Source organism: uncultured Campylobacter sp., from assembly GCF_938031315.1.
GTDB lineage: Bacteria > Campylobacterota > Campylobacteria > Campylobacterales > Campylobacteraceae > Campylobacter_B.
In genome coordinates, this window is sequence record NZ_CALHHT010000165.1 from 1 (window position 1) to 10,676 (window position 10,676).

Consider the following 10,676-nt stretch of genomic DNA (forward strand, 5'->3'; position numbering starts at 1 on the left):
AATATGTCTTTACCTGTGCGTCGCTAGTAACAACCAAATAGGAGTCACCGTATCCAGGGTATGTAAGCCACGGACGAACATATTTAACGCTAGAAAAGCTAGCTCCATGCTTAAGTAGAACTTCCGCGGCGGCGGTAGAGTTATTTTCGATAGCATAGCTTAGCGCCGAATGAGAAAAATCGTCCGTGCGGTTGATATCCGCTCCGTGATAGATCAGCTCCTCGGTGGTGTTTGCATCGTTGTAAAAGCTAGAATACATTATCGCCGTTATACCAAACTGCAGCGGATCGCCCGCAGTGATGCGCTGCTCTCGCATAAATGTTAAAATACGAGCAGTGTCCTTGGAGCGCAAAAGCTTGCAGAAATACTCCATTCGCTCATCGCCATGCACTACGCACTCGTCCAAATCTAACTCGGCGCCCAGCCTTTCGTACCGGTACCTTGCTATTGCGGCGCGATCCTCGTCCGTTAGCGGCCGATTGGAGGAGTTGCCGGAGGTTACGGCGCGGCTCGCCGTGGAATTTTGCGCGGGCTGAGTTTTGGATCTGTCCATAAACGCACCGCCTGCGATCAAGAAAAATAGGCCTGCCGTAACAACCAAGCACGCTATGATGAGCTTGGATTTTATCTCTTTCAAAGCAACCTCCGCAAATAAAATGACAAATACTACCGAGTGTGAGCTTAGCCGAATATAAACGGGCGGAATTTCGCAAGGCAATTTCGCTTGGGCGGAATTCGCAGGGCGAGATTTAAGAGAGTTTAGGCGCAAAATTTTGCTTTCGAAATTTTACCGATAGAATTCCGCGTAGAAATGTCGCTCGAGTAAAATTCTACCGACGAAATTTTATCCCAACGACAGGCGGCTAGAATTTCAACAAGCGCTTCTACGCATAAAATTTAGCGCTAAAATTACGCCGTATTTGCACTCGGTATCGCTACGAAATTTAGTGGCGGCTACCATAAAATATTGAAATTTTAGTTTTAAATTTGCCGCCCGCTTCGCATATCCTCCTAGATAAAAACCGTATAGTCCTTTTTAATATAGTCTATATTTATATTTTTCTGCAGAAAATACTCTCTAACTTCGTCGTAAATTTCACTGCTATACAAATAAATCAAATAGTAGTGTGCCGATACCACAATGGAATAATATAAATATCCGCCATGCCACGGCTCATCGACTTTTATAAATGGAAAAATTTTAAATCCTTTTATGCCTTTATTTATGCAACAATATACGACAAATTTTATAAATATATTCGCCACATACATGCAAAGCAAAAATACAAAGAAAAAACCTAACGAGCCGACACAAAATATAACCAACACGATAAAAGATGGGGCTCTAAAATTTTGCGTGGAAAAGTTTTTGCATAATTTATCCTTTTCCACCTTGCACTGCCTTTTAAAGACCCCTTTATCTAAAAATTCTATATATTGATCGGTAAATCTTATTTCGCGTTTATTGCGTATCGCGGTAAAGATATATGTAATAACGGCGATTAATAATATCGCTATAGATGTTGTTAAATAATCGACTTTATCTATATATCCCAAATCTATAATATCCCGAATAAAAAATAGTGGCATACCCGATACCGGAAGAAATACAAGAAGATGGGCATAAACAAAAAACTTTTCATAATTTTTGATTACTATCGGATCTTTATCGTAGTTCCTAACGTTAGAATTTTTAAATAAAGTAGCACTATCTGAATGTAAATTTTGAAATCTTCTACCGCACTCTGCGTTTAAATTTAGATCGTCTACATTTTTGTTATTAAAATTCAAAACTTTAGAATTTGTATTGTTTAAATCTGAGGCATCAAAATTTGAAGCACTTAAATTTAAAGTATCGAATTTTGAAGTATAAAAATTTAAGACATCAGAATTTTGAGCATTAAAATCTTCTTGCGATCCTTGCTCTAAATTTTGACGTCGTTCATTTAGAATTTTCTTTAGCTCTTCGAGCCTTGCTTCGTTCATCCTTATCCCTCGCTAGCGATCTTAAGCGATTTCGTATTTTACTTCTTTGTCGCTTGGGATAGTATTAAATTTAAAGCTACTTCGCTTGTCTGACTCAAGCATTTTGGAATTTGTCTATCGAGGTAAAATTTATAAATTTAGAAGATAAATTTAAGCGGGAAGAACCCGCTTAAATTTTATTTGCCGCAGCCGCATTTGCCCTGAGCGGCAAGCTTGCGGCGAACATATGCGATTTTGCTTTGAAGCGGAAGGTGCTTAGGGCAGTGGTCTTCGCAGCCTAGCAGCGTCATACAGCCGAATACTCCGTCATCATCGCCGATTAGCTCGTAAAAATCCTCATCGGTTCGCTTATCCAGCGCATCGATCTGAAAGCGTGCCACGCGGTTGATGCCGACGGCGCCGATGTAGTCTTTTCGCATTATCGCTACGCCGCATGCAGCTACGCAGATACCGCACTCGATGCAGCGATCCAGCTCGAAAACCTCCTGCGCGACCTCCGGCTCGACCTTCTCCTCAAGCTTGGAGATGTCGGTCTTGTGATCTGTGTGAATCCAGCTCTCTACGCGTTTACTCATCGCGTTCATCCAGTTGCCCGTATCGACGCTGAGGTCTTTTAGCAGCTTGAAAACCGGAAGCGGCATAAGCTCGATCACGCCGTCCGGATAATCCTTAGTAAGCGTACGGCACGCAAGCTGCGGCTTGCCGTTTACGAGCATACCGCAGCTACCGCAGATACCCGCGCGGCAAACGAAATCGAAGCTTAGCTCGGGGTCAAATTTCTCCCTAATCACGTTAAGCGCAATAAACAGCGTCATTCCGTCAGTCTCTTCGAGCTCGTAAGTAGCGAAGTGCGGCTTTGAAATTTTGCTTAGCGGATTATACTTAAATGCCTTTATTGTTATTTTTCTACTCATATCCTATACCTGCTCTTTCGTTAGGTGCTTTATATTTTGGCTGCAATTCATAATGCATCAATGCTTCTTGAATTTCATATCTGCCTTTGCCTTCGGCTTGCATTTTTTCGCGAATTTCATCGACCTCTTTTTGGCGCACGGCGCTGTCTGGATGCTCGATGATATTGCCTTTGGCGCCGTATCCGCGGAATGCAGGCGGCATCTCCATCTTCATAATATCAAGCGGCTCGTAGCTTAGAGTAGGCATAGTATCGCCCTCTTTCCAGTTTGCAAGCGTTCGTTTTAGCCAGTTTAGATCGTCGCGTTTCGGATAATCCTCGCGGAAGTGTGCGCCGCGGCTTTCGGTGCGATCAAGCGCGCCCTTGGCGATACAAAGCGCGAGCTTTAGCATTTTCGGTACGCGGTAAGCCTCCTCAAGCTCAGGATTTCCGAAAAGCTCTTTATTGCTTACTTTGACGTCCAAAGATTGCTTATAAAGCTCCTCGAGCTCTTTTACGGCTTTGGCTAATCCCTCGCCGGTGCGGAAGATCGCGCAGTGCTCCCACATCACATCTTTCATCTTGTTTTTTATCTCGAATACGTTAAATTTACCCTCTTTTTCAAGCAGGCTTTTCATGTAGTTTTGCTCTTTATCTACAAATTTTTGTATATCATGTGTATTAATATCGACGTCGTGTCCTTGGCAATACTCCGCAAAATACTCGCCCACGATCATTCCCGCGACGACGGTTTCGGCGACGGAATTTCCGCCCAAGCGGTTAAAGCCGTGCATATCCCAGCACGCAGCCTCGCCGGCGCTGAAAAGTCCAGCTAGCGTTGGACTCTCGCCCGTAGCTTTTGTTTTGATACCGCCCATCGAGTAGTGCTGCATAGGAAGGATCGGAGCCCAGCCCTTGCCGCGCTTCCTGCCCTGCTCGTCGGTTATTACCTCGGTGTCGGCAGGATCGATGCCGTTGAAAATTTCGCAAATTTCTTGCACGTCGCGTAAATTTTTCTCGATATGCTCGCGTCCAAGGATCGATATGTCAAGCCAAACGTGCTCGCCGTAAGGGCTCTTTACCCCCTTGCCTGCGCGGATATGCTCCATTATGCGGCGGCTTACGACGTCGCGGCTGGCAAGTTCCTTTTTCTCGGGCTCATAATCCGGCATAAAGCGGTAGCCGTCCACATCGCGTAAAATTCCACCGTCGCCGCGGCAACCCTCGGTAAGCAAAATTCCGCTCGGAACGATAGGGGTTGGGTGAAACTGCACCGCTTCCATATTTCCAAGCTGCGCGACGCCTGTCTCAAGCGCGATAGCTGCGCCGATGCCCTCGCAAACGACAGCGTTTGTGGTGTGTTTATACACTCTGCCGTAGCCGCCTGTAGCGATCAACGTACCTTTTGATACATATGCACTAATTTCGCCGGTAACCAAATCACGCACGATTGCGCCGTAGCAGCGGTTGTTTGCGTGAATTAGCGCGATCGCTTCTTTTCTATCATGAATATCTACGTTATGCTTTAGCGCTTCGTTTGCAACGGCAAAAAGCATTGTATGTCCCGTAGCATCGGCGGTATAGCAAGTTCGCCATTTTTTCGTTCCGCCGAAGTCGCGGCTATGGATAAGTCCGTGAACCTCGTCTTTTTCGGTGATCGTAGTCTTTTGAGCATTAATAATAGCACTTCGCTCGCCTCTAGTAATTCTAGTCCAAGGAACGCCCCAGCCCGCAAGCTCGCGGATCGCCTTAGGCGCCGTTTGTGCAAACATCCTAGCGACATCCTGATCACAGCCCCAGTCGCTTCCTTTTACGGTATCGGCAAAGTGCACGTCCTCATTGTCGCCCTCGCTCATCTTGGAATTTCCCAGTGACGCCTGCATGCCGCCTTGAGCTGCCGCAGAGTGCGAGCGCTTAACGGGGATCAGGCTCAAAACGATAGTACTAAGCCCCTTTTCGCCGGTAGCGATCGCAGCTCTTAAGCCCGCCAAACCGCCGCCAATAACTAAAGAATCGCAATATATTACATTCATTCTAAACTCCCTATTCTAAACTTAACCATTTGAAATCGGCGATTATCGAAAGCAAGAAAAATGCACCCCAAACGATGAAAACCGCCTTTTTAATGAAGGCTCTTTTTCTTTGAATTTCAGCCTTCGTGCCGTCTATGCTGATCCATTTCATATAAAGCCTATAAATTCCAATACTAGCGTGAGTTACTACGAAAATCAATAAAACAAAATAAAATAGATGAAGCTGTCCGAATCGAGCGATAGCAAGATCTGCAGTAATTTTCGGACCGAATACGATCATTAAAATATGAGCCGCCGCAAAGAAAAATAGGAAAAATCCCGTCCAAAACTGAAACCACCAAAGCGTCGTGTCGCAATGCTTCATTCGCATTTTGTGCGCTTTAAACGCTCTGTAAGCGGCGTAGTTAGCCGGAAATTTTCTCATCGCCAAAAATGCGTGAATCACGAAAATCACGAAAATCACGAAAGCGACGATGTTTGTGACGAAATAAATTCCGCCTGGTTCGGCGAAATGTACGACGCCCTCAAACGCGCCCTTACCGATCAAAATCGTGCCGGTAAATATCATATGACACAGCATAAAACAGGCTAAAATCAGCCCGCTGATGCTTTGCGCCACGTCTTGTAAAGCCATAATGCGGCTTTTTTTGCCGTCTATGGATCTGCCCGTAAAGCCCTCAATGCGACCTAGCATAGGTTCTCCTTAAAAAAGATGATTATAAACTCCCATTAAATGATCGTTTACGCTTTTGTGGAAATGATTATATTACATTTTAACTTTAGATTAATTTAATTTTTACGAATTAGTTTTTTTCTCAAAGACTGCTTTAAGAAAACTGCTATCAAAAACATCACCAAAGATAAAATTTGCCCCATCGATAAATTTAAAAATATAAAACCAAGCCCATCATCCGGCTGCCTAAAAAATTCTACGAAAAATCTAAACGCCGTATATAGCATCGCATACAGACATATCAGCTCGCCGTTAAATTTCTTAAATTTACGGTAGAAAAATAAAATCACGAAAATTACCAGTCCTTCCAAAACCGCCTCGTAAAGCTGGCTTGGATGACGCAATGTACCGCCCACCAAGATCCCCCATGGCTCGGTCGTTTCGCGCCCGAAAAGCTCCTGATTTAAAAAATTTCCCACGCGTCCGAAAAAATACCCAAGCGGCACGCTAAGCGCCACGAGATCGAGCAGCGCCCACATATCGGTTTTAAATTTTTTGCAAAACCAAACCGTCGCAATCACGAATCCGACGACCGCGCCGTGATAGCTCATACCGCGAATGCCCACGAACTCGCCGTTATGAAAGGGGTTGAAAATTTGCCACGGATGACTGAAATACCACGCCGCCTCGCCCGAATAAATCGCGATATATCCCAGCCGCGCGCCTAAAATGACGCCCACCTCGACCCAGATAAAGTAGCGATCTAGCATCTTGTCGCTGAAGTCAAGGCCGTCTTTTCGCACGAAATATTTGGCGATAAATAGCGCCGTAAGCAGCGCCAAAACATACATAATGCCGTACCAGTGCACGTTTATGCCAAACGCGCTGAACGCCACGGGATCAAAGTGAGCGTAAATTTCGTTCCAGTAATTCAAATTTTTCCTTTGTTTTAAATTTTAAAATTTGGCTACGTGCACAGGACGCTACGTAACGCATGCTCGGCAAAAGACGCAAAGCGACGCAAGTGCTAGGCGCCAAACTCTAGTTTTCGAACGCTCGATCGCACGCGCGAAACACGTAAGACGCGAATCCTAGCGATAGCGTCAAACGATGCACAGACCACCTCGCATGAAATTTCAAGCGACGACGCCAGATGGGACGCAAGGCGCCTCACGTAAAATTCCAAATGACTATGCCAGACGACATACGAAGCGACACGCAAAGTGGCGCGACGCAGACAAAGCACGCAATACCCTAATGCAGGCGGCGCAAAACGAGAGCACTGAACGCCGAGCAAAACTCGCAGTGCGCGCAAAACAAACATCAGGCGGCACATATGCAAAATACTGAATGCCGTGCAGAATTTAAAACGACGCGCGCGATACGACAAGCACCGACGCACAAAACAGCAAGGCAGACACTTTACATCCGTGCAGATAAAATTCACCTGCCTCGCTTAGCAGCTTGTCGCACCCGCAGGAGCTGTACCGGCTACAGCGCAAGAAACCCCGAAAGCAAGCTCCAGACTTATCTCTACATAGCGCTTTTCTGTGCCGAACGCGCAAAAACACCGAGCGCGCGTTCTAAATTCTAAATTCTAAGTCCCAGCGTCTCTTTCACCACGCGGCAAAAATCCGCCAAAAACCACCCGAGCGCCTTGTAATAGCTGCTTTTGGCGTTTATCTGCACATGCGTAGCAAGCGCGGAAAAGCTAGGAATGATAAATTGCGCCAGATATAGCGTCAAAATTTTATGCGATTTCGCGTCCGTGTTTTGTTTAAAGATCATGGCAAGCAGCGCTAGCATATTGGCCGCGTGAGCGCTTTTAAGCTCCGCGAAAGGCTTTTTGAAGCGGCACTTTTCATAAAACAGCTCCACTTCGCTTTCGCTAATAAGCTTGAAAAAATCCATCTCAAACGCCCCTTTTAGCGCTTCAAAATCGCGCCCTAGCGCCGCATAGTCCTCGCCCTGTACCTTTTGCCAAAGCTCGTGGCCGTTTTTGTTCTCGATATTTTTATTTACGATGATCCAGTTTTTGCCCAAGCCGCGCAATTTCTGCTCATCTATCACGCCCCTGAAATTCGTCGCGAAGATTATGCAGATCACCGAGTATAGCTCGCCTAATTTCATCTTTTTCCTTTAAATTTAATCAAATTTCGCTCGCTTTTTTTAGCTTTTCGATGCCGAATTTTTCCCAAATCCTGCTTAAAGATCGATCCAAGCTCTGCTGCTTTTTATCGATCTCGCCAAAGAGCAGCGAGCCGCCTGATCTGCCGCCGAAATTTGAAAGATTTAGCGCTACGTGGATTATCTGCGCGCCTTTTTTCACGTCGCAGAGCTTAAACAGCTCAAGCGCGGTCTCGCTTAGCAAATTTAAACTAAACGCCCTATCCTGGCTGATCTGGTGCGAAAACTCCTCGCGCGATTTGTAGCGGATCTTTAGATCATACGTCGCGGGCTTTAGCCCCCTTGCGAGCACTTCGCCCGCCAAATGGCGCGCCAAAATTAAAATTTTACGCCGCAGCTCGTCCCGATCGGCGCACGGCGCGAAGCTGCGCCCAAAGCCGATACTCTTGCGCTCGCGCTTTGAGACGACCTCGCCCTCATCCTCGCCGCTAAGGGCTGCGAAAATTTTCCTGCCGTTTGCGCCCATCTTTTCAAAAATTTCTCTGTGCCCTAGCGCGTCGCCGAAGCTTACGATGCCGTATTTGCCGAGCGTTTTTTGCGCCGCTTTGCCGATGCCGGGGAATTTCGCTACCGGCACGGCGGATAGCTCGCGCGCGATTTGCGATTTTAAAATTTGCCGCACGCCGAAGGGCTTGGCAAGGCTGGTGGCGAGCTTTGCGATAAGTTTTGCTTCGCTAAGGCCTACGCTGCACGGAAGGCTAAAGCGGCGCATAATCTCGCTTTGCAAAAACGCAGCAAAGCTCAGCGCGTCTGCGTCGTAGGGCGTACCGCGTAAATTTAGAAAAAACTCGTCGATGCTAAATTTTTCGATCTCAGGCGTAAAGTTTAGTAAAAACTCATAAATTTCGCGTGAAATTTTTCGGTATTCGCCGTGCTGCGAGCGCACCAAAATTAGCTGCGGGCAGAGTCCGAGCGCGATTTTAACGGGCTGAGCCGAGTGCACGCCGCAGGCTCTGGCCTCGTAGCTCGCGCTTAAAATCACGCTACCAAGCTCGCTCTTGCCGCCGAAAATCTCCTCGTCGCCACCTCCGACGACTGCAATCTTTTTGCCCGCAAGCGCAGGATCGACAAGCCTCGCTACAGAGACGAAGAAGCTGTCCAAATCGATGTGAGCTATCAAACTATGTCGATCCCGAATCCGCTAAGCCCCGCGTAATCTTTCGGCTCGCTCTTGCTTAAAATTTTGATTTTTCTCACGCCCAGATGCGCTAAAATTTGCGCTCCGATGCCGAAGCTCTTAAAATCGGCGCGATTTTGCGCGGATTTTAGCATCAAAAGCACGCCGCCCTCTTTGCGCAAAATGCCCAGATCGCGCATGAAATCGTTAAATTTCGTATCGCTTAAAAACTCCAGATCGCTTGAAATTTTATGAAATTTCACGTTCGTCTGCGCGCTCTTTCCCAGCTCGCCGAAAATATAGGCGCGGTGCTCGTTGCCCTCGTGATCGCTCACCTCGTAAAATTTCGCCGCTTCGCCGCACAGCAGAGCGCTTTTGGGCTCGCTAAATTTAACGAGAGTTTCGTGTTTTAGGCGGTACTGCACGATCTGCGCGACCGAGATCATATTGATGTCGTGCTGCGCGCAGAATTTTTCCAGATCGTCCCTGCGCGCCATATCGCCGTCGTCTTTGACGATCTCGCAGATCACGGCGCTTTGCGAAAGCCCCGCCAAGCGGCACAGATCCGTAGAGCCCTCGGTGTGCCCCGTGCGGGCGAGCACGCCGCCGCTTTTGGCGATGAGCGGGAAGATATGTCCCGGGCGGACGAAATCATCTGCGCGAGCGCCCACGCGCGACATCAGCTCGATCGTCATATTGCGCTCATACGCGCTCACGCCCGTCTTGGCGTCCTTCGCGTCGATCGTGACGGTAAATGCGGTCTCGTGGCTGGAGGTGTTTTTATCGACCATCAAATTTAGATCTAGCTGCTCCGCTATCTGCGGGCTAAGCGCCACGCACAGCACTCCGCGAGCGTGCGTGATCGCAAAATTTACTTTTTCCGCGCTGCTAAAGGTGCTCGCAAACACCAAATCGCCCTCGTTCTCGCGATCGACGTCATCGACCATAACGAGCATTTTGCCGTTTTTCAGATCCTCGATCGCCTGCTCTACGCTAACCATTATCTCTCCTTTAAATTTACGATATTATTTTGCCGTTTTTATTGACGATCGTTTCGCGACCGTCTAAATTGATCTTGACGTAGTCGTCGCTTAAAACTTTCACGAGTTCTATCTCGTCATAAAACACTGGCTGTAAAATTTCGTTTTCCTCATCGTCTAGTAAACCCCATTTGCCGTCTTTTTTGACTTTAACGTATCCTTCGCAATATTTGATTTCGTCATAATATCCGCACAAAGTATTGTCAAAATCCCAAGCAAGCTCGTATACACAAGACACTACCTCTGTGCCCGTTTTATCGATAAAGCCCCATTTGCCGTCCTTTTCAATCTTTGCTAAGCCTTCGCAAAAACTCCCGGCCCGATCATATATGCAGGGAATAACTTCTTTGCCAGTTTTATCGATATATCCCCAATAACCGTTCTTTTTAACGTCTGCCAAGCCTTCGCGAAAAATGCCAACGTCATCATATAGACAAGGAATGATCTCTTTGCCGGTTTTATCGATAAAACCCCAATAGCCGCTTTTTTGAACTTCCGCCAGTCCTTCCTCAAAATTATAAGCATCATCATATATACAAGAAATCACCTCTTTACCCGTTTTATCGATAAAGCCGAATTTATCGTTCTTATTAACCCGCACCAAGCCCTCGCAAAACTCCTCGGCCCGATCATATATGCAGGGAATAACTTCTTTGCCCGTTTTATCGACGAAGCCGAATTTATCGTTCTTTCTAACGCATGCTAGGCCTTCGCTAAAATACGAAACGTCATCATAGATACAAGAAGC

At 46.8% G+C, this 10,676-nt stretch carries 10 protein-coding genes; all 10 read right to left on the reverse strand.

Features of this window, described 5'->3' with window-relative positions; translation table 11 throughout:
- Positions 1–637: ankyrin repeat domain-containing protein (locus Q0236_RS04340; RefSeq protein WP_297915468.1), on the reverse strand; the 637-nt coding region annotated here is incomplete at its 3' end.
- A gap of 374 nt (positions 638–1,011) precedes the next feature.
- Positions 1,012–1,986 carry a hypothetical protein gene (locus Q0236_RS04345; protein WP_297915470.1) on the reverse strand — a complete coding sequence of 325 codons (975 nt, stop codon included), beginning with the start codon at positions 1,984–1,986 and terminating at the stop codon, positions 1,012–1,014.
- Positions 1,987–2,162: 176 nt separating this feature from the next.
- The gene (locus Q0236_RS04350; RefSeq protein WP_297915472.1) at positions 2,163–2,900 is read right to left on the reverse strand and encodes a fumarate reductase iron-sulfur subunit; all 738 of its coding nucleotides are present in this window, start codon (positions 2,898–2,900) and stop codon (positions 2,163–2,165) included.
- On the reverse strand, positions 2,893–4,911 hold the full coding sequence (locus Q0236_RS04355; protein ID WP_297915474.1) for a fumarate reductase flavoprotein subunit: 2,019 nt from the start codon (positions 4,909–4,911) through the stop codon (positions 2,893–2,895). Before Q0236_RS04355 ends, Q0236_RS04350 begins: the two co-directional genes overlap by 8 nt.
- 10 nt (positions 4,912–4,921) lie before the next feature.
- A complete protein-coding gene (locus Q0236_RS04360) occupies positions 4,922–5,605 on the reverse strand; it encodes a fumarate reductase cytochrome b subunit (RefSeq protein WP_297915476.1) in 684 nt (227 codons plus the stop codon).
- Between the two features lie 95 nt (positions 5,606–5,700).
- A complete protein-coding gene (gene lgt, locus Q0236_RS04365) occupies positions 5,701–6,519 on the reverse strand; it encodes a prolipoprotein diacylglyceryl transferase (RefSeq protein WP_297915477.1) in 819 nt (272 codons plus the stop codon).
- A 655-nt stretch (positions 6,520–7,174) separates the two neighbouring features.
- The gene (locus Q0236_RS04370; protein WP_297915479.1) at positions 7,175–7,714 is read right to left on the reverse strand and encodes a hypothetical protein; all 540 of its coding nucleotides are present in this window, start codon (positions 7,712–7,714) and stop codon (positions 7,175–7,177) included.
- A 19-nt stretch (positions 7,715–7,733) separates the two neighbouring features.
- Positions 7,734–8,891: a DNA polymerase IV gene (locus Q0236_RS04375; RefSeq protein ID WP_297915481.1), complete on the reverse strand. Its 1,158-nt coding sequence runs from the start codon at positions 8,889–8,891 to the stop codon at positions 7,734–7,736.
- Entirely contained in the window at positions 8,888–9,889 is a 1,002-nt protein-coding gene (locus Q0236_RS04380) for a bifunctional 3,4-dihydroxy-2-butanone 4-phosphate synthase/GTP cyclohydrolase II (protein ID WP_297915483.1), read from the reverse strand. The genes Q0236_RS04375 and Q0236_RS04380 overlap by 4 nt, the downstream gene beginning before the upstream one ends.
- Before the next feature lie 16 nt (positions 9,890–9,905).
- Positions 9,906–10,676, reverse strand: a 771-nt coding sequence (locus Q0236_RS04385; RefSeq protein ID WP_297915485.1) for a WG repeat-containing protein, incomplete at its 5' end; no start/stop codon positions are given.

Coding starts and splice junctions, on each gene's coding strand:
- Q0236_RS04345 (WP_297915470.1), bottom strand. CDS start 1,986: ATGAACGAAGCAAGGCTCGAAGAGCTAAAGAAAATTCTAAATGAACGA.
- Q0236_RS04350 (WP_297915472.1), bottom strand. CDS start 2,900: ATGAGTAGAAAAATAACAATAAAGGCATTTAAGTATAATCCGCTAAGC.
- Q0236_RS04355 (WP_297915474.1), bottom strand. CDS start 4,911: ATGAATGTAATATATTGCGATTCTTTAGTTATTGGCGGCGGTTTGGCG.
- Q0236_RS04360 (WP_297915476.1), bottom strand. CDS start 5,605: ATGCTAGGTCGCATTGAGGGCTTTACGGGCAGATCCATAGACGGCAAA.
- Q0236_RS04370 (WP_297915479.1), bottom strand. CDS start 7,714: ATGAAATTAGGCGAGCTATACTCGGTGATCTGCATAATCTTCGCGACG.
- Q0236_RS04380 (WP_297915483.1), bottom strand. CDS start 9,889: ATGGTTAGCGTAGAGCAGGCGATCGAGGATCTGAAAAACGGCAAAATG.